14 protein-coding genes and 1 pseudogene are annotated in these 18754 nt (G+C 64.4%); 12 read left to right on the top strand and 3 right to left on the bottom strand.

Going from position 1 to position 18754, the window contains the following annotated elements; translation table 11 throughout:
* Positions 1 to 341: 341 nt before the first annotated feature.
* Positions 342 to 1052, top strand: coding sequence for a TraX family protein (locus H621_RS0118550; RefSeq protein WP_028944831.1), 711 nt, complete (start codon positions 342 to 344; stop codon positions 1050 to 1052).
* A gap of 106 nt (positions 1053 to 1158) precedes the next feature.
* On the opposite strand, the gene H621_RS0118555 is transcribed toward H621_RS0118550, so the two are convergent.
* Complete coding sequence (locus tag H621_RS0118555) at positions 1159 to 2499, bottom strand: spinster family MFS transporter (protein WP_028944832.1); 1341 nt, start codon at positions 2497 to 2499, stop codon at positions 1159 to 1161.
* Positions 2500 to 2741: 242 nt separating this feature from the next.
* On the opposite strand from H621_RS0118555, the gene H621_RS0118560 reads away from it, so the two are divergent.
* The 6 genes from H621_RS0118560 (at position 2742) to H621_RS0118585 (ending at position 10711) form a co-directional block, all read left to right on the top strand.
* Positions 2742 to 3827 (top strand): alkene reductase, encoded by a 1086-nt coding sequence (locus tag H621_RS0118560; RefSeq protein WP_028944833.1) that lies wholly within the window; start codon positions 2742 to 2744, stop codon positions 3825 to 3827.
* Positions 3824 to 5677 (top strand): long-chain-acyl-CoA synthetase, encoded by a 1854-nt coding sequence (locus tag H621_RS0118565; RefSeq protein ID WP_028944834.1) that lies wholly within the window; start codon positions 3824 to 3826, stop codon positions 5675 to 5677. The genes H621_RS0118560 and H621_RS0118565 overlap by 4 nt, the downstream gene beginning before the upstream one ends.
* A complete protein-coding gene (locus H621_RS0118570; protein ID WP_028944835.1) occupies positions 5670 to 6755 on the top strand; it encodes an MBL fold metallo-hydrolase in 1086 nt (361 codons plus the stop codon). The genes H621_RS0118565 and H621_RS0118570 overlap by 8 nt, the downstream gene beginning before the upstream one ends.
* Before the next feature lie 69 nt (positions 6756 to 6824).
* Entirely contained in the window at positions 6825 to 8492 is a 1668-nt protein-coding gene (locus H621_RS0118575; protein WP_028944836.1) for a DUF1302 domain-containing protein, read from the top strand.
* Between the two features lie 60 nt (positions 8493 to 8552).
* Positions 8553 to 9764 (top strand): thiolase family protein, encoded by a 1212-nt coding sequence (locus tag H621_RS0118580; protein WP_028944837.1) that lies wholly within the window; start codon positions 8553 to 8555, stop codon positions 9762 to 9764.
* A gap of 5 nt (positions 9765 to 9769) precedes the next feature.
* Positions 9770 to 10711 carry a bifunctional OB-fold nucleic acid binding domain-containing protein/MaoC family dehydratase gene (locus tag H621_RS0118585; RefSeq protein WP_028944838.1) on the top strand — a complete coding sequence of 314 codons (942 nt, stop codon included), beginning with the start codon at positions 9770 to 9772 and terminating at the stop codon, positions 10709 to 10711.
* Here H621_RS0118585 and H621_RS28185 read toward each other — a convergent pair.
* On the bottom strand, positions 10680 to 11174 hold the full coding sequence (locus H621_RS28185) for an REP-associated tyrosine transposase (protein WP_084167998.1): 495 nt from the start codon (positions 11172 to 11174) through the stop codon (positions 10680 to 10682). The two genes, H621_RS0118585 and H621_RS28185, sit on opposite strands and share 32 nt — an antisense overlap.
* A gap of 780 nt (positions 11175 to 11954) precedes the next feature.
* Here H621_RS28185 and H621_RS0118590 point away from each other — a divergent pair.
* From H621_RS0118590 to H621_RS0118610, 5 genes are all read left to right on the top strand, one after another.
* On the top strand, positions 11955 to 12926 hold the full coding sequence (locus H621_RS0118590) for a WD40/YVTN/BNR-like repeat-containing protein (RefSeq protein WP_028944839.1): 972 nt from the start codon (positions 11955 to 11957) through the stop codon (positions 12924 to 12926).
* A gap of 10 nt (positions 12927 to 12936) precedes the next feature.
* Positions 12937 to 15354 (top strand): efflux RND transporter permease subunit, encoded by a 2418-nt coding sequence (locus H621_RS0118595; RefSeq protein ID WP_028944840.1) that lies wholly within the window; start codon positions 12937 to 12939, stop codon positions 15352 to 15354.
* 156 nt (positions 15355 to 15510) lie between these two features.
* Positions 15511 to 16746, top strand: coding sequence for a helix-turn-helix transcriptional regulator (locus H621_RS0118600; RefSeq protein ID WP_028944841.1), 1236 nt, complete (start codon positions 15511 to 15513; stop codon positions 16744 to 16746).
* 69 nt (positions 16747 to 16815) lie between these two features.
* Positions 16816 to 17583, top strand: a complete 768-nt coding sequence (locus H621_RS0118605) for an SDR family oxidoreductase (protein WP_028944842.1) — start codon at positions 16816 to 16818, stop codon at positions 17581 to 17583.
* Between the two features lie 11 nt (positions 17584 to 17594).
* A complete protein-coding gene (locus H621_RS0118610) occupies positions 17595 to 18428 on the top strand; it encodes an SDR family NAD(P)-dependent oxidoreductase (protein ID WP_028944843.1) in 834 nt (277 codons plus the stop codon).
* Positions 18429 to 18549: 121 nt separating this feature from the next.
* On the opposite strand, the pseudogene H621_RS28855 reads toward H621_RS0118610, so the two are convergent.
* Positions 18550 to 18754: pseudogene (locus tag H621_RS28855) on the bottom strand (hypothetical protein); the annotation flags it as partial.

Below are 18754 nucleotides of genomic sequence, written 5' to 3' on the forward strand. Positions count from 1 at the left end.
AAGCAACGCTACGCTTCGCATCTTCGGCATTCGCCGAAGGCGCTGCGCGCTAGCCCCTCCACGACACCTCCGTTCGGCCCTTCTGGTTAACGGGGGCAGAAGATCAAGATCAAAAGCAAGATCAAGATCAAAAGCACAATTCGCTGCGCTCTTGCTGGCCTGCGCTGGCTGTAGGAGCGGGCCCGCACCCACCGGCAATTTGTTGGTAGCCGCTGCCGAGGAACGAGGCTGCGATCGGCCGCAAGGCGGCCGTAATCCGGAGCACTCCAGATTCCCGCACTTGCGCTGGCCGAGGGTTTTCGATTTGCTGTGGGTTCCACGGTGATCGCTCAAAGGTATTCATGCCCCCCTTCAACCAACGCTCGGCAGGCCTCGATCTGGTCAAGTGGCTGGCCATGGTCACGATGGTGGCCGATCATCTGCGGTTTATCTGGCCCTCGGCCGAATGGCTGTTCGTTGTCGGCCGACTCGCATTCCCGCTGTTCTGCCTGGCCATCGCCGCCAACGTCGCGCGTTCGGTGGTGGGGCAGGTGTTCACCACCGCCAATGGTCGTTACCTGGGCTGGATGCTGGTGTTCTCGGTGCTTTCGGAGTGGCCGTATCACGTGCTGGATGTCGGTACCCGCACGTTCAGCATCATGCCGACGCTGACGTTGGGGTTGCTGCTGGCCTGGGGCGTTCACCACCGTACCCGGCGCATGCGGCTGCTTGCCCTGGGTACGCTGCTGGTGTCGCTGCTGGCGTCGGATGTGCTGATGTACGGCTGGCCAGGCGTGGCGTTGCCGTCGGCATTCCTGCTGGCGTTGAGGGGCGGCCGCGGCACTTGGCTGGTACCGGGGTTTGTGGCGGTGATGGCCAACCTGAGCAACGACTGGCTGCGGGTCAACCTGGGCGAGCCGATCACCCTGATGACGATGACGGCGGCGCTGTTGTCGGCGCCGTTGGGGATAGGGATCTTGCGTGGGCAGTATTCGCTGCGGATCTGGCGGGTAGGGCGCTGGGGGTACGGGTTCTACCCCCTGCACCTGATGCTCATCAAATGTGTGTCGTAGCCGCTGCCGCGAGGCGGCGATTGGGCGCGAAGCGGCCCTGACAGCTGTACATACGGTTTACGCCAGGGCAACTGCTGCGCAGTCGATCGCGGCCTGGCGGCAGCGGCTACGGAGCGGGAGCAAGACCGGTTGTACCAGGGGTCGCTTCGATCACCGGGGCTTTCAATTGGCGGCGATACCCCGGCAGCGCCAACGTCAGGAATATTGCCGCCAACACCAGCATCGACACCGATGCCGCCAGTGCATAGCGCAGTGACTCAGCTCCCAGGGTGGGCAGGAAGAAGTCGCTGAGCATGCCGATCAACAAGGGGCCAACCCCTACCCCGAGCAAGGTCATCGACATCACGAAGATCGCGGTTGCCTGGGCCAGGCGCGTGGCCGGGAACAGGTGGGTGATTGCGCCCAGGCACGGTGTTGCCCACCACACGCCAAAGAAGCCGAACACGCTGTAGAACAGGAAGGCCGTCGGAACGTCGATACCGCCGATCTGGAAGGCCGTGCCCTGGGGCCAGAGGAAGTAGGCCAGGGCAAACGGAATGCTGACCAGCGTGCCCAGCAGCGGTACACCGATCTGCCAGCCAACATCGCGTCGGGCCATGCGGTCGGTGACGATGCCGCACACCAGGGTACCCAGGGTCGAGCCGGTGCCCCCGACCACGCCGACCAGAAAGCCGGCCTGCTGGATGTTCAAGCCGTGGGAGCGAATCAGGAAGCTCGGGCTCCAGGTGCCGATGGCGTAGCCGGCAATCGCCGCGGCGCCGCCGGTCAGCACCAGCCACAGGAATGACGGTGTTTTCATCAGTTCCTGCAGGGTCTTCAACCAACCTTCATGTTGCGTGGCCACCAGGTGCGCAGGCACCGGCGCGGTTTTCGGCGTGCGCACGGTAAACAGCAACAGCAGGCCGAGGAAGATCCCCGGCGCGCCGATCAGCAAAAAGGCCAGGCGCCAGCCGTGGTGCTGGGCAATCCAGCCGCCCAGGCCCAGGCCGACGATGGCGCCCAGGCTGGAACCGAGCATCAACACTGCCAGGGCCGTGGAGCGGCGCCGGGCGGGGTAAAGGTCAGAGACCATCGCCACCGAAGGCGCCGTGCCGCCAGCCTCGCCAACCGCCACGCCGATACGCGCCAGCACCAGCATCAGGAAGCTGCCGGCCACTCCGCAGAGCATGGTCATCAGGCTCCAGGCAATGCAGCTCAGAGCAATCACCGGCTTGCGCCCGATGCGGTCGGACAGACGCCCCAGGGGGAAGCCGAACAGGGTGTAGAACACCGCGAATGTCACCCCCGACAGCAGGCCGATGCCGGTGTCGGAAATGCCGAATTCGAGCTTCACCGGCTCGATCAGAATCGCCATCAATTGGCGGTCGATGTAGTTGAACACGTAGATCGCGGCGAGCACGAACAACGCATAGTGCGTGCGCCATGTAACAGGGGTCGAGGTCGTCACAGCGGGTGCTCCCGGTTTTGTTCTAGTCGGCAGATCGTCGGGGGTTGTGCAGGGCATTTCATCGTCCGTTCAGACCAGTTCCGCAGACTTCCAGCCTGTCGGCAAATCTAGTCTCGACGGACGATGTTTCGTCTCGGCCGTGGGTCAATCATTCAACCCATCTTCGGCGTTTCACCAATCCCTGCCGCCGTGCAGCGCGATTCTGGCACAGCCGGAAAATTCCAAGAAGTGAAGGAGCTGACATGAGCATCTTGTTCGAGCCACTGCGCCTGGGCGACCTGCAACTGGCCAACCGCATCGTCATGGCGCCGATGACCCGCAGCCGTGCCGGCAGTGATGCATTGCCGGGCGCCGAGATGGTCGAGTACTACCGCCAGCGCGCCACTGCCGGGCTGATCGTGGCCGAGGGCACCGCGCCTTCGGCCAGTGGCCTGGGTTACTGCCGCACGCCGGCGATCTACAGCACTGAGCAGATTGCTGCCTGGCGCCGGGTGACCGATGCGGTGCATGAGCGCGGCGGCCAGATCGTGCTGCAACTGATGCATGTGGGCCGTGCCGCCAGCCATCACAACAAGCCCGGTGGCGCGGCCACCGTGGCGCCGTCGGCGCTGCGCGCACAAACCCGGTTGTTTACCGACGCCGCTGGAATGGTGGACACCGACACGCCCCAGGCCCTGACCCTGGACGGCATCAACACGGTGATCGGCGAATACCGACAGGCGGCGCTAAACGCCCGTGAAGCAGGGTTTGACGGCGTCGAACTGCATTGCACCAGCGGTTATCTGCCGATGCAGTTCATGGCCTCGGGCAGCAACCAGCGCGAGGACGCCTACGGCGGCAGCGCTGCCAACCGGGTCAGGTTCGTCAAGGAAGTGCTCGAGACCATGGCCGCTGCCATCGGTGCCGGCCGGGTGGGCTATCGCCAGTGCCCGGGCAACCCGTACAACGACATCAGCGACGCCAACCCGGCGGAAACCGCCATTGCCCTGTGTACCGCCGTAGCGCCACTGCGCCTGGCCTACCTGCACATCATGCGCTCGCCAGCGGCACGTCTCGACGCCTTTGCCCTGGCCCGCGAGCACAGTGACTGCGGCCTGATTCTCAATGACGGCTTCGATGGGCCGTCGGCCCAGGCGGCGCTGGAGGCGGGTGAGGGCGATGCGGTGTCGTTCGGTCGCCATTTCATCGCCAACCCGGACCTTGTCGAGCGCCTCCAACATGGCTTGCCGCTGGCCGGCTTCGACCGCCACACCCTCTACACCCCAGGCGTAAAAGGCTACTCGGATTACCCCGCTTATCAGGCCGCCACCCTGGAGGTGACGCCATGAGCCTGGCACAACGGGCGAGCCTGCCGGTCACAGCGCCGGTACCCCGCGAGCACACCCAGGCACTGCTCGACCGCCGCGCCATCGCCAGTGCGCAGATCAAGCCACGGGACCTCTACACCCTGGCCGACCGCTTTGAAGAGCAGGTGCGCGAGCATGGCCAGCGGCCCTTTCTGATTTATGCCGGGCAATCCCTGAGCTACGCCCAGGTCGATGCCCAGGCCAACCAGATGGCCCATACCTTCTACGCCAAGGGCCTGCGCGCCGGCGATGTGTGCGCGCTGGCGATGGAGAACCGTCCGGCGTTTTTCTGCACCTGGTTCGGCCTGGTCAAGCTGGGGGTGGTGGTGGCGTTCATCAACACCCAGGTCAGCGGCCGGGCGCTGTTGCATGCCCTGGACACCACGGCCGCCAAGGCGATGGTGGTGGGCGAAGAATGCCTGGCCAACCTGCAGGCCACCGACAACCTGCCCAATTTGGCCTACTGGCTGCTGCCCGATGCCGAGACCCCCTGGTCCGGCCCGCTGCCCAAGGGCGTGGATGGCCATTTTGCTGCGCGCCTGCACAGCGCGCCGGCCACCACCTTCCCCCGGGAAATGCGGGCCGCAATCGAGGCCCAGGCCACGACCTTGCTGATCTTTACCTCCGGCACCACCGGCTTGCCCAAGGCGGCGCGCTACAGCCACATGCGCTGGATGTCGTCCGGCGATGTGATGGAAGTGACACTGCCGGCCACCTGCGAAGACGTGTTCTATTGCTGCCTGCCGCTGTACCACGGTGCTGCGGCCACGTCGGTGACCTCTACCGCGTTGCGCGCCGGTGCCAGCATCGTGGTGCGGCGCAAGTTCAGTGTGCGCGAGTTCTGGAAGGACGTGCGCCAGCACCGCATCAGCGTGTTCCAGTACATCGGTGAGATCTGCCGCTACCTGCTCAATCAGCCGGTGGTTGCAGGCGAGCGCGAACACAGCCTGCGCTGCATGCTCGGCGCCGGCCTCACGCCCGAGTCGTGGCAGCGCTGGGTCGAACGTTTCGGGCCGATCCAGATCTTCGAGGGCTGGGGCGCCACCGAGGCCAACGCCAACTTGATCAACGTCGACAATTACCCCGGCTCCTGCGGCCGGGTGCCGGACTGGAAGCGCACCAACCTGCGCCTGGTACGCTACGACGTCGAGAACGACTGCCACCCGCGTGACGAACATGGTTTCTACCAGCTGTGCGAAGTGGGCGAGGTGGGCGAGGCCATGGGCTTCATCGTCGATCACCCCGATATCGGCGGTGGGCGGTTCGAGGGCTATACCTCGGCCGAGGCCAGCGAAAGCAAGATCCGCCGCAATGTACTGCGCGAAGGTGATGCCTACTGGAGCTCGGGCGACCTGCTGCGCCAGGATGCCGATGGCTACTGCTACTTCGTCGACCGCATCGGCGACACCTACCGCTGGAAGAGCGAGAACGTCTCGACCCAGGAGGTGGCTGATGCCCTGGGAGACTTCCCCGGCCTTGAACTGATCAATATCTATGGCGTACTGGTGCCTGGTCACGAAGGCCGCGCCGGCATGGCGGCGGTGTTGATGCAGGCGGGGCAGGGCTTCGATCCCGAGGCCTTCTACGCCCTGACCGACAGTTGCCTGCCGCGCTACGCCGCCCCGGTGTTCGTGCGGGTCAGTGCCGCAGCCGACCTCACCAGCACCTTCAAGCTGCGCAAGGTCGACCTGCAACGCCAGGGCTATTGCCCCGATGCCTGCAAGGACCCGCTGTTCATCCGCGACGAGCAGGCGCGTACCTATCTGCCGTATTCGGCCGAGGTGCTGCAACGTGCAGGCCTTGCACCCTTTGCAGGTGCCCATCATGGCTGACCTGGACGCCAGCGGCGCTGAACTGCGCGACGGCCTGCGCTACCCCTGGCCACAACCACCGGCCAATGGCCAGGTGTGCGAAGTGGCCAGCGGGGTGTTCTGGCTGCGCATGCCGCTGCCGTTTCGCCTCGACCACATCAACCTCTACTTGCTTCAGCACCAGGACGGTTGGGTGGTGGTCGACACCGGCATGAACACCGCGCAGACCTTCGAGGTGTGGGAGCAGGTATTCAGCGAGGTGTTCCAGGGACAACCGGTGCAGGCGGTGATCTGCACCCACTTTCATAGCGACCACGCCGGTGTCGCGGCCTGGCTTACCGAGCGCTTCGAGTGCCCGCTGTACATGACTGCCGCGGAGTTCCAGTGGCTGCACGTCCAGGTGCCCTTGGATCAACCGCCAGCCTGGGCTTTTGTCGACTTCTACCGCAAGGCTGGGTTCAGCACCGAGCAGGCCGGCGAGTTTTTTGCCGCCGTGCAGAATAAGCATTTTCATCCCTTGCCTTGCACCGGCTTTCGCCGCCTGCACCAGGGCAGTGAGCTGCGCATCGGCGGCCGCACCTGGCAGGTGCTGATCGGCAACGGTCACTCGCCCGAGCACGCCTGCCTGTACAGCGCCGCGGACGGCCTGTTGATTTCCGGCGACCAGGTGCTGCCACGCATCACCTCCACGGTCGGTGTCCAGGCCACCGAACCCGAGGCCAATCCGTTGCGTGACTGGCTGCAGTCGATCGAACGGCTGCGGGCACTGCCCGACACCGTGCTGGTGCTGCCGGCCCACGAGCGTCCGTTTTTCAACCTGCATACGCGCCTGGATCAACTGGCGGCCCATCACCAGGGCCATTTGGCGCGAATGCTCGACAGCTGTGAGGCGCCGCGCGGCGCGCTCGAGCTGATGGCGGTGTTGTTTCCCAGGCTGTCAGGCCGTTTCGACGAGCTGATGGCGCTGGGTGAAACCTTGGCGCATGCCAATTACCTCATGGCCGAAGGTGCCCTGGTGCGCGAGGAACACGGGGGGCTGCTGCGGTACCGGCAACCCCCTGCGGGGGCCACGGCGCCCGACCCGCAACGGGTGTTCTGAGCAATCCGGCGTAGCGGTCATGGTGAACAGTCCAAGGCGGCCTTGGGGTTGCCCTTCAGGAGAGTCAGTGTGAATTACAAGAACAACAATAACTGTACTGGCCCAGGCGCACACGGTGTCCAGGCCGCCAGCCTGGCGATGGCCGTGGCGCTGGCATCAATGCCTGCATGGTCGGGGGAAACCATCGAATTCGACAACGGCGCCACCATCGACTGGTCGGTAACCACCAGCTACGGCCTGGGCGTGCGAGTGGGCAAGCCCAGCGACCGGCTGATGGGTATCAACGCCGACGATGCCAACCGCAACTTCAACCAGGGCAGCCTGACCACCAACCGCATTGGCGCGCTGGGCGAGATGATCCTGCGCAAGGACAACTACGGCGCCGTGGTACGCGCCAGTACCTTCTACGATGATGTCTACCACCAGGACAACGACAACGACTCGCCGCAGACCGTGAACAAGGACGGGCGCAACGACGAGTTCACCAGCCGCACCAAGTACTACAGCGGCGGTCGCACCCGCTTGCTCGATGCCTACGTGTTCGGTGGCTGGCGCTTCGACAACGACACCATGCTCGATGCCAAGGCAGGCCGGCACATCGAGTCATGGGGAGAGAGCCTGTACTACCCCGGCGTCAACGGTGTGCAGAACCCTTCCGATGCGGTCAAGGCGGCCCAGCCTGGGGTCGAGGTCAAGGAGGTCCTCCTGCCCGTGGGGCAGTTCTCGGCGTCATACCGGATCAACCCGCAGATCACCTTTGGCGCCTACGTGCAGTACGAGTGGAAGGGTACCGAACTGCCGCCGGTGGGCAGCTACCTGTCGGGCAGTGACGTGATCGGCCCGGGCCGCGAGTTCATCCGTACCGCCAACGGCAACGTGCGCTACCAGGGCACCGACGAGCCGCGCGACGATGGCCAGTGGGGCGTGCAGGTGCGCTACCGCCCGGTGCCGGCCATCGAATTGTCGCTGTTTCACGTCAACTACCACGACAAAAACCCGGCCACTGCCCTGGTGGGCTACAACGCCGTGCCACTGGGCAATGGCCAGTTCGCCTTCGCCACCAACGGCTATCGCGTCGAGTACTTCGAAGACATCAAGCTCACCGGCCTGAGCTTGTCGACCAAGCTGGGCGATACCCAGATCGGTGCCGAATGGTCGTACCGCGACGGTGCCCCGGTGATGGTCAATACCGGGCTGGGCCCGGTGCCGGCCAAGGGCAAGGGCCAGCAGATGCAACTGTCGGCCATGCGCATCCTCGGTGACCGGCCATGGGCCAGCCAGACCACATTGACCGCAGAGATCATTCACGTACGCGCCGACAGCGTCGACTCGGCCTCGGCCGCCCCGAACCTGCAAGGCGTCAACCTGCTGCCGTCCCTGGCGCCCATGGTTGGAGAATCCGATGACTACACCTACAAGAGCAGCTCAGCCTGGCGAAGCAAAGACTCCAGCGCCTACACCGTCGGTGCCTCGTTCAGTTATCCGGGGGTTTTCCAGGGCTGGGATCTGGAAGTGCCACTGCGATTCTCCAACGTGTTCAGTGGCTCATCACCCATGGCCGGCAGCATCGCCGGCGTTCAGGGCGACCGCCGCTACAGCGTCGGTACCACCTTCAAATACCTGAGCAACCTGGAGGTGGCGCTGACCATGATCGGCTACCTGGGCTCGCCAGACCCGGTAAAGCGGCCGATGGCTGACCGCGACTACGCCACCTTCTCAATGAAATACACCTTCTAACCCTCTCTAGGGGCGGCAGTGCGACGTATCGCCGCCCCTACCTTCACAACTGGGGCACTTATGGGACTCAAAGGACACGCCGCGATTGTCGGCACCGCACAGTACAAACCGGAAAAATACGCCACCGCACCGCGTATGTTCCACCTCGAACAGGTCGCTGACCTGGCAGCCCAGGCCCTGCGTGATGCCGGCCTGCGCGCCGGGGACATCGACGGGCTGGTGATCAACGGCCCGCACTTTCACGAAGCGTCGGTGTTCGTACCGGCCATGGCCGCCGAATACCTGGGACTGCAGCTGAACTTCGCCGAAGTGGTGGACCTGGGCGGCTGCACTGCAGCCGGCATGGTCTGGCGGGCGGCGGCGGCCATCGAGCTGGGGCTGTGCCAGGCGGTGCTCTGTGTGCTGCCGGCACGCATGGCGCCACTGGGCGCGGATGAAGACCCCGCCTGGATGGCCCGGGCCATGCGCTTTGGCGGACACAGCACTGCCTATGGGGCACCGGAGGCCGAGTTCGACCTGCCGTATGGGCACATGGGCCAGAACACCGGCTACGCCATGATCGCCCAGCGCTACGCGGCCCAGTACGGCTACGACCCGCGGGCCATGGCCAAGATCGCCGTGGACCAGCGCACCAACGCCCAGTCCAACGACCAGGCGATGTTCTTCGGCCAGCCCCTGACCATCGAGCAGGTACTGGCGAGCAAGAAAGTCGCCGACCCGTTGCATGTGCTGGAGATCGTCATGCCGGTGGCCGGTGGTGCTGCGCTGATCATCACCTCCCGCGAAGTGGCGGCGCGTGCGCGCAAGCGCCCGGCGTACATCACAGGCTTTGGCGAACACCTGACGTTCAAGTCGCCGTCCTATGCCAAGGACATGGTCCATACTCCCGTCGGCCCGGCCTCGCAACGGGCCTTCGCCATGGCCGGGCTCAAGCCGCAGGACATGCATGCGGCGCAGATCTATGACTGCTACACCATCACCACCTTGCTCACCCTGGAAGACGCAGGCTTCTGCGCCAAGGGCGAAGGCATGGCTTTTGTCCGCGAACATGACCTGACCTGGCGCGGCGATTTCCCCATGAACACCCACGGTGGCCAACTCAGCTTCGGCCAGGCCGGATCGGCCGGGGGCATGTCCCAGGTGATCGAAGCGGTCACCCAGATTGCCGGCACGGCCGGTGAACGCCAGCTATCGCGCTGCGACAACGTCTACGTCTCCGGCACCGGCGGCGTGATGAGCGAGCAGGGCGCATTGATTCTCCAGGGAGCCTGACGACCATGTCCAACAACAAACCCATGCCGCTGGCCACTGAAATTTCCGCGCCGTTCTGGGAAGGGCTCAAGGCCCGCAGCGTACTGATCCAGCAGTGCAACGCCTGCAGCCAGTGGATCTTCTACCCGCGTCGGCACTGCCCGGCGTGCCTGGCTCACGACCTGAGCTGGCGTGCAGTGAGTGGCGGCGCGACGCTGTACAGCTACACCGTGACGCGCATTGCCACCTTGCCTGACTTTGCCGACGAAATGCCGCAGAAACTGGCGGTGGTGGAGCTGGACGAAGGCGTGCGGATCAATACCAACCTGGTGGGCCTGGACGAGGACGAAATCCACATCGGCATGCGCCTGCAGCCGGTGTTCGCCGAAGTCGATGCCAAGGGCAATCGACTGCTGCGCTTTACCGGTACCGACAAGGATGCGGTGGCGTTCGAGTCGTTCGCGGTGGACGACAGCGCGCCGAGTGTGGCGCCTTCAGACGCGCGGCAGATTGCCGTGGATGATGCCGAACGTTTGCAGGCACTGGTCAGTGAGCAGTTCAGTGACTGGAGCAATAGCGTGCTGGTGGACCAGGCCTTGATCGACGCGTTTGCCCAGTTGTCGGGGGATGACTACTGGATTCACACCGATCCGCAGAGGGCCCGCTTGCAGAGCCCGTTTGGCGGCACCATTGCCCATGGCGCACTGGTGCAGGTGCTGCAGTCGCGGATGAAACTGGCGCTGGGGTTCGAGATCACCGGGTTCACTACCCAGATCAACTATGGCTCTGACCGCTTGCGCTTCCCGGCGCCGGTGCCGGCGGGGGCGCGGATCCATGCGCGCGCGCGGGTCAAGGCGGTGCAGGTGCAGCCTCGGGGTACGCAGTTGACGCTGGAGCTGCATACCCACGTAGTGGGGCAGGAACGGCCGTCGGTGATCAATGACCTGGTGATTTTGTACCAGGCTTGATTGCACCTCCTATCCAGGTGGCATCCCAGAGTGGATAGTCACCTGCCTTGCGAACCAACCCCGCCCGAATGGGGTTGGCGACGATGTAGCGGGCGATGTCCTGCACCTCTTCTGTACGAACCGCCCTGTCGTAAAATCCCTTTTGCCACATTCGCCCATGGCCGTTGGTCAATCGGTTGATGGACAGGCTACTTCTGGACTTTACCGTGCATATGACTTGGGAAAGACAGGGGGCCTGTAGCGTGAACAGCCAGTGGAAATGGTCCGGCATCACCACCCATGCCAACGAGCAGACCCATTGCTCTTCATGCGCCCGCCGCAGCTCCCTGACGAGCAAACGACCCGACGGGAATTCGCCCAGAACGGGTCGACGTCGATGGGTTACAACCGTTACCGAGTAGATCTGTCCTGGTTCCGAGTGACGTCCTGCCAACAGCCGATAACCGTTTGAATGAACAAGCATTCCATTGCCCTCAATTCACGTAATTGCACCTAATCACCGTAGGTCGCCGAATCACGCCTCGTTGCGTCGAACCGTGAGCGAGTATTTCCAAAGGAAGGGGTAGCCGCTGCCGAGGCATGAGGCTGCGATCGGCTGCGCAGCAGCCGCAAGAGGGTCGATACACAATCAAATGCCGTGGCCGCTACGCGCCCAATCGCAGCCTGTCGGCAGCGGCTACGGGGTGTAGCCGCTGCCGAGGCATGAGGCTGCGATCGGCTGCGCAGCAGCCGCAAGAGGGTCGATACACAATCAAATGCCGTGGCCGCTACGCGCCCAATCGCAGCCTGTCGGCAGCGGCTACGGGGTGTAGCCGCTGCCGAGGCACGAGGCTGCGATCGGCTGCGCAGCAGCCGCAAAGGGGTCGATACACAATCAAATGCCGTGGCCGCTACGCGCCCAATCGCAGCCTGTCGGCAGCGGCTACGGGGTGTAGCCGCTGCCGAGGCATGAGGCTGCGATCGGCTGCGCAGCAGTCGCAAAGGGGTCGATACACAATCAAATGCCATGGCCGCTACGCGCCCAATCGCAGCCTGTCGGCAGCGGCTACGGGGTAGGCCATAGGGCATTCATGCCTTTTTGTAAGCCGTTTGGACGATGTTTCCAAGCCGCCTTGCCGCGAGTATCGAGTGCAGGCAATGCCCCCTTCACGCCCCGCGCAGCCCGCGCGGGAGCGGAGCAGAACAAGAGGATTGGCCGCATGAATGTCCGCGTGTACCTGTGTCATGAAACGGAGCGACGTCTATGCGCTCGTTGATCGGTTACCTGGTGTGCCTGGTGGTCGCCGCCACTATCGCCTTCGCCTTCGCTCCCCGTACTGCCCCTGAATCGGTAGATGAACCCTTGCGCACCGACCGCGTGCAGATCAATGCCTTGCTCAAGCAAGGCGATCATGTGCTGGCAGTGGGTGAGCGCGGCAGCATTCTGCGTAGTGTCGACCAGGGCGTGAGCTGGCAAGCGGTCACCGTCCAGCCCCAACGCAATGCGGCCCTGACGGCATTGGTCGATCTCGGCCAGCAGCGCTTATTGGCCGTGGGTCACGACGGCTGGATCCTGCGCTCCACCGATGGCGGCAGCCACTGGCAAGAGGTTCGCCACGACGACAGCCTCGGCGAGCCGTTGCTGGGCGCCTGGTCGGCCGGTGGCGAGCGGGTGCTGGCCTACGGCAGCTTCGGCAAGTTCTATCAGTCCGACGATGCCGGGCTCACCTGGCAGGCGCTGGCGCTGGATGTCGACAGCGCTCACCTCAATAGCATGGACGGCGGTGCAGACGGCCGGCGCATGCTGGTCGGCGAGCAGGGCCTGGTGCTTCGCAGCCGCGATGACGGCCAGCACTGGCAGACGCTGCCCGCCTTCTACAACGGCTCGCTGTTCGGCGTGGTGCGCCTGAGCGCCGATCAGTGGATCAGTTACGGCATGCGCGGCCATGTGTTCGTCAGCCATGACTTCGGCGACAGCTGGACCCAGGTCAAAGTCGGCAATCAACTGCCGCTGTACGGCCATGTCCGCCTGCCCGACCAGGGTGGCCTGCTGATTGTCGGCGCCGGTGGTTCACTGGTGAGGCTGGATGGTCGTGGCCAGCTGGTCAGTGTCGGCCGCCTGGCCGGGCTCGGTACGTTGACCTCGGCGGTCATGATCGGTTCGCGCCTGCTGGTGGGCGGTGAGCGCGGGGTGTTCCAGGATTCCGGTGGCAGCGTTGCCGCCCTTGGCAAGTGAGAGGCGGGCAATGAATCAAGCTAAAAGCTGGACGACGCGCAGTGTCGAGCGTATCGCCGATTACCTGATGGCATGGCGCAAGGGCCTGTTGCTGCTGTTCGTGGTGCTGACCCTGGGCCTTGGCTACAGCGCCACCCACACCCACCTGGACCCGGGCTTCAGCAAGCAGATCCCGGTACGCCATGAGTTCATGGTCAACTTCCTGCGGTTCAGCCAGTACTTCACCGGCGCCAACCGCTTTCTGGTCAGCGTTCACTGGAAGGGCGAGGGCGACATCTATAACACACAGTTCCTCGATACCCTGCGCAAGGTCAGTGACGAGGTGTTCTTCATTTCCGGGGTCAACCGCGCCAGCGTCACGTCGTTGTTCACTGCCAATGTGCGCTATATCGAAATCACCGAAGAGGGGTTTTTCGGTGACGTGGTGGTGCCGCCGCGCTTCGACGGTTCGGCCCGCGACCTTGCCCAGGTGCGCAGCAACGCTGCGGCCTCCGGGCAGATCGGTCGGTTGGTGGCCAACGACCTGAAATCGGCAATGGTACGCGCCGACCTGCAAGACCTCGACCCGCAAACCGGCAAGCCGGTGGATTACGCCTTGGTCGCCCAACGCCTGGAAGACATCCGCGCCAAGTACGGCAGCGACCAGGTCGAGATCAACATCGTCGGCTTCGCCAAGTTGGTGGGCGATGTGGTGGAAGGGCTGATGACGGTGATCGGCTTCTTCGTGGTGGCGTTTGTGATCACCGGTGCGCTGCTGTGGATTTACTCGCGCTCGTTGCGCCTGACCGTGGTGGCCCTGGTGGTGGCGTTGCTGCCGGTGGTCTGGCTGTTGGGCCTGCTGCCGTTGCTGGGCTTGGGCATCGACCCGATGTCGATCCTGGTACCGTTCCTGATTTTTTCCATCGGCGTCTCCCACGCCGTGCAGATGACCAATGCCTGGAAGCAGGAGGTGATGGCCGGGCGCAACTCGGTGCAGGCGGCCCACGGGGCGTTCTGCAAGATCTTCATACCCGGCTCCCTGGCCCTGCTGATGAATGCCCTGGGTTTTGCCGTGATCATGTTGATTGACATCCCGATCGTTCACGAACTTGGGGTCACCGCCTGCATCGGGGTGATGCTGATGATCGCGACCAACAAACTGATGTTGCCGGTGATCATCGCCTACCTGCGCCTGGAACCTTCGGTGCTGGCCCGGGCCAAGGCCGACGACGGCACTCGCCATCGCCTGTGGTGGCGCCTGTCGGCGTTGGCCGAGCCCAAGCCGGCGCTGGGTGTGTTCGCCCTGAGCCTGCTGTTGCTGGCGGCGGGTGCGTACAAGTCCCGTGATCTGGCGGTGGGCGATATCGGTACCGGTGCGCCGGAGCTGCGTGCCGATTCGCGCTACAACCTCGATAACCAGAAGATCGTCAACAGCTACTCCATTGGCCTGGACGTGCTTTCGGTGTTTGTCGAGGTCAATGGTATCGAGGAGGGCTGCCTGTCGCCTGCGGTGATGCGTGCAGTGGAAGCGTTCGATTTTCGCATGCGCGCGGTCAATGGCGTGCAGTCGGTGCAGAGTGTGGCCGGCAAGGGCAAGATCGTGATTGCCGGCAACAACGAAGGCAATCCGCGCTGGGCGGCCATCCCGGGCTCGGCCCGTGGCTTGAGTCAGGGTGCCCGTGCCTACATGCCCGACGACGGCATGGTGACCGACGGTTGCCAGCAGATGGAGATCCTGGTGTTTCTTGCCGATCATGAAGGCACCACCATCAGCCATGTGCTGGGCGAAGCGCAACGCATCATCAAGCAGGTCAGCACCCCGGAGCTCACCTTCTACCTGGCCGGTGGCAATGTCGGGGTGATGGCGGCTTCCAACGAGGCGGTCAAGCATGCCGAGGTGTTCATGCTCGCGGCGCTGTTCGGTTCGGTGGCGCTGTTCTGCTGGCTGACCTTTCGCTCCTTCCGTGCCGTGCTGTGCATCCTGGTGCCGCTGGCAATCGTCGCGATCCTGTGCAATGCGCTGATGGCGCTGCTGGGCATCGGCCTCAAGGTCGCCACCCTGCCGGTGATGGCTCTGGGGGTCGGCGTAGGGGTCGACTACGGCATCTACCTGTACGAGCGTATCGAGCACGAGATGGCCGGCGGTGCCAGTCTGCGCGAGGCCTTCTACCAGGCTATGTGCCAGCGTGGCACGGCGGCGGTATTCACCGCCCTGACCATGTCCATCGGGGTGATCACCTGGGCCTTCGCGCCGCTCAAGTTCCAGGCCGACATGGGCGTGCTGCTGTCGTTCATGTTCCTGGTCAACGTGCTGGGGGCGATCTTCCTGTTGCCTGCACTGGCAGCCTGGTTCAACCGTGGCCGTCGGTTGGTCGCGGCCAGGCCGGCAGCGAAGCAAGCGCCGCAAGGGGAGTACTGCCTGAAATCGAGCCCGGCAGCGCGAAAATAAACCTCGCGTGCCTACTTGTGGAGATGTTGGCGCCACTGGAGACTGGCGTGAGCCTCTTCGCGGGGTGGTGGGAGCGGGCTTGCCCCGCGATCTCAGCCGAAATAATAAAAATAACAAGGGAAGGCCACAGGGCCTTACCCGAGCAAGGAGACGACTGTGGAAAATCCCGTGTTGACTCACGATGCACTGGCCGACCTGGGCCTGGACCTTGCCGGCTACGACCGGCTGGTGGGCGACATCTATGATGGCACCCTCGATCCCAGGCCCATGGCACACACCCTGGAGAACCTGCGCCAGGCGTTCCAGGCCAACTACGTCACCCTGATTCTGCGGGTGCCCGACCAGCCCGACATGGGCGTGATGATCGTCGCTGGCGACATCGAGGGCGAAGGCGAGGTCATCTACATGGCCTACCCCCAGGCCCACACACCCTTCAGTGGTCAACCGCTGGACCAGGTGGTCACCATCGACGACATCATGACCTCGACGCAGTGGGAGCAGGACCCTTACTTCAAGATGTACTGCAGCCAGCAGAACGTGTACCACGTCATGGGCGTCGATATCTCTACCCCTGATAGCGGAAAACTGCGTTTTCGCGTTACCCGGCCCAAGTCTTCCCCCAACTTCTCGGTGAGTGATCGCGCACTGTGCGCAAGCTTCATTCCGCACCTTCGCCGAGCCCTGAACATCCACAACCTGCTCGATCGCAGCGAGTCGATCAGTGAGCTGTATGCCCAGGCCATCAGCCGCCTGTCGGTGGCCACCCTGGTGCTGGACGAGAGCGGCAGCGTGCTGCGGGTAAATCCGGTGGCGCAGAACATCCTGGCCAGCGGCGATGGCTTGAAACTGGTGGGCGGCCGCCTGGAGGCCACCTACCCAAGCGACAACCGCGAACTGCAGCGCCTGATCCGCTCGGCCTTCGCCGAAGACACCACCAAGACTGCCGAAGCCATGTCGGTGACCCGGCCTTCGGGGCAAGTGAACCTGGGGCTGGTAGTCGAACCCATTCCGTCCATGGACTGGGCCGACGAGAAGGGCAAGCCGGCGGCGCTGGTGTACATCCGCGATGCGGCGAGCAAGTCGCTGGCCAGCGAAGTGGTGACCAAGCAGCTGTTCAACCTGACCAAGGCCGAAACTGCCCTGGCCATGGAACTGGCCAACGGCCTGTCGCTGGAGGAGGCCGCCGAGCTCCTCAACATCCGCCGCAACACGGCCCGCGCGCACCTGCGCTCAATCTTCTCCAAGACCGGCGTGCGTCGCCAGACAGAACTGGTGCGCATCCTGCTCAACAGCGTGGTGGCGCTGGGTAAGCCACAACCGACCCTTAAGGTCGCGGCAAAACCCAAGGTCCAGGTACCACCCTTGACCCTGGCCACCCGTCGCCAGGCGTAGTCCGCACGGACGATGCCGGCACGGGCCAGGGCTTTGGATACTGCTTGCACCCCTCATGGAGATTGATCTATGCCAGTTACAGCTATCACCGGCAGCGCCTCGGGTATCGGCGCTGCCGTCAGCGCCGCGCTGCGCGCCGCCGGCCACCGGGTTATCGGTATCGACCGGGGCAACGCCGAGGTGCATGCCGACCTGTCCACCGCCAGCGGCCGTGAAGCAGCCATCGCCGCCGTGCTGGCGCAGAGCGAAGGCGTACTCGACGGCCTGGTGTGCTGCGCAGGCGTTGGCGTCACGGCGCCGTCGTGCAGCTTGATCCTGTCGGTCAACTACTTCGGTGTCAGCCAGTTGCTCGACGGCCTGGCCGGCGCGCTGGCCAAGGGTAGCCAACCGGCGGCGCTGGTGATCGGCTCGGTGGCCTCCACCCAGCCAGGTGCCGACCAGCAACCGATGACCGAGGCGCAGTTGGCCGGTAACGAAGCCGACGCTTGCGCCCTGGCCGATAGCCTTGGCCAGCCTCATGTGGCCTATGCCAGCTCCAAGTACGCCATTACCCAGCACGTACGCCGCCTGGCCAAACCGTGGGCGGGGCAAGGCATCCGCCTCAACGTGGTCGCGCCCGGCGCGGTACAGACCCCCCTGCACCAGGCCTCGCTGGACGACGCCCGCTTCGGCAAGGCGGTACGCGATTTCGTCGCGCCGCTGGGGCGGTCCGGGACCCCTGAAGAAATCGCCAGCCTGGTGGCCTTTCTGCAATCGTCGCAGGCGGCTTTTATCCACGGCAGCGTGGTGTTCATCGACGGCGGCATGGATGCCATGGTCCGCCCGCAACGCTTCTAGAAGGAAACCCCATGAACAAGGTGGCATTCATCACCGGCGCCAGCCGTGGCATCGGCCGTGAGGCAGCGCTGGCGTTCGCCCGTGCAGGCTTTGACCTGGCGATCAGTGCGCGCACCGTCGACGAGGGCGAGCAGCATGAACACGCCCTGCGCGATGCGGCGGGCGAACCGCTGGCGGGCAGCCTCAACAGCACCGCCGCCGCCATTCGCGCGCTGGGCCGGCGAGTGCTGGTGGTGCCCATGGACTTGCTCGACAGCGCCTCGGCCCTGACGGCCTGTACACAGGTCATCGCCGAGTTCGGCCGCATCGACGTGCTGGTCAACAACGCGATCTACCAGGGGCGTGACTTGAACAGCGGGTTCCTGGCTTTGCAACCGCAGACCCTGGAACGGGTGTTCCAGGGCTATATCCTCACCCCCTTCCTGCTCACGCGGGCGGTGGTGGAAAACATGCTGGAGCAGGGCGGCGGGGTGGTCATCAACGTCACCTCCGGTGCTGGCGAGAGTGACCCACCGGTGGCGGCCGAAAAGGGTGGCTGGGGTTATGCCTATGGTGCAGGCAAGGCGGCGGTGTCGCGGCTGGCCGGGGTAATGGCGGCGGAGTTGGGTGACCGAGGCATTTGCGCCTACACGATCAACCCGGGCGTGGTGAGCACCGAGGCGTTGAAGGCGACCATCGGCGATAAAGGCGTCATTGCCTTGCGGGCGGGGATTGCACCGCCACAGGTACCGGCGCAGGTGATGCTGTGGCTGGCGACCTCACCCGAGGCGCCGCGCTATCAGAAGCGCACCATCGCCGCCCAGCCGTTTGCCCTGGAGCAGCAGATAGTTGCCGACTGGCGTTAACCACCGTAGCCGCTGTCGAGGCACGAGGCTGCGATCGACTGCGCAGCAGTCGCCCTAGGGTCGATGCGTCTGCTGAAGTGGTGTGGCCGCTGCGCGCCCAATCGCAGCCTGTCGGCAGCGGCTACGTCGAGGCAAGCGCCTGCAACACCTCGACGGCCCGCCGGGCATCCTCTTCAGCTACAGAAATAGGGTCATGGTAATAAGCGGCGATCACATTGCAGCTAGCGCCGCCCAGTCGTTTGCCCTGGAGCAGCAGGTAGTTGCCGACTGGCGTCAACCACCGTAGCCGCTGTCGAGGCACGAGGCTGCGATCGACTGCGCAGCAG

The sequence above is a fragment of the Pseudomonas vranovensis DSM 16006 genome, assembly GCF_000425805.1.
Taxonomy (GTDB): domain Bacteria; phylum Pseudomonadota; class Gammaproteobacteria; order Pseudomonadales; family Pseudomonadaceae; genus Aquipseudomonas; species Aquipseudomonas vranovensis.

Bases quoted from the DNA above. Each gene is read 5' to 3' on its own strand.
- H621_RS0118550 (WP_028944831.1), top strand. From the start codon at position 342: ATGCCCCCCTTCAACCAACGCTCGGCAGGCCTCGATCTGGTCAAGTGG.
- H621_RS0118560 (WP_028944833.1), top strand. From the start codon at position 2,742: ATGAGCATCTTGTTCGAGCCACTGCGCCTGGGCGACCTGCAACTGGCC.
- H621_RS0118565 (WP_028944834.1), top strand. From the start codon at position 3,824: ATGAGCCTGGCACAACGGGCGAGCCTGCCGGTCACAGCGCCGGTACCC.
- H621_RS0118570 (WP_028944835.1), top strand. From the start codon at position 5,670: ATGGCTGACCTGGACGCCAGCGGCGCTGAACTGCGCGACGGCCTGCGC.
- H621_RS0118580 (WP_028944837.1), top strand. From the start codon at position 8,553: ATGGGACTCAAAGGACACGCCGCGATTGTCGGCACCGCACAGTACAAA.
- H621_RS0118585 (WP_028944838.1), top strand. From the start codon at position 9,770: ATGTCCAACAACAAACCCATGCCGCTGGCCACTGAAATTTCCGCGCCG.
- H621_RS28185 (WP_084167998.1), bottom strand. From the start codon at position 11,174: ATGCTTGTTCATTCAAACGGTTATCGGCTGTTGGCAGGACGTCACTCG.
- H621_RS0118590 (WP_028944839.1), top strand. From the start codon at position 11,955: ATGCGCTCGTTGATCGGTTACCTGGTGTGCCTGGTGGTCGCCGCCACT.
- H621_RS0118595 (WP_028944840.1), top strand. From the start codon at position 12,937: ATGAATCAAGCTAAAAGCTGGACGACGCGCAGTGTCGAGCGTATCGCC.
- H621_RS0118605 (WP_028944842.1), top strand. From the start codon at position 16,816: ATGCCAGTTACAGCTATCACCGGCAGCGCCTCGGGTATCGGCGCTGCC.
- H621_RS0118610 (WP_028944843.1), top strand. From the start codon at position 17,595: ATGAACAAGGTGGCATTCATCACCGGCGCCAGCCGTGGCATCGGCCGT.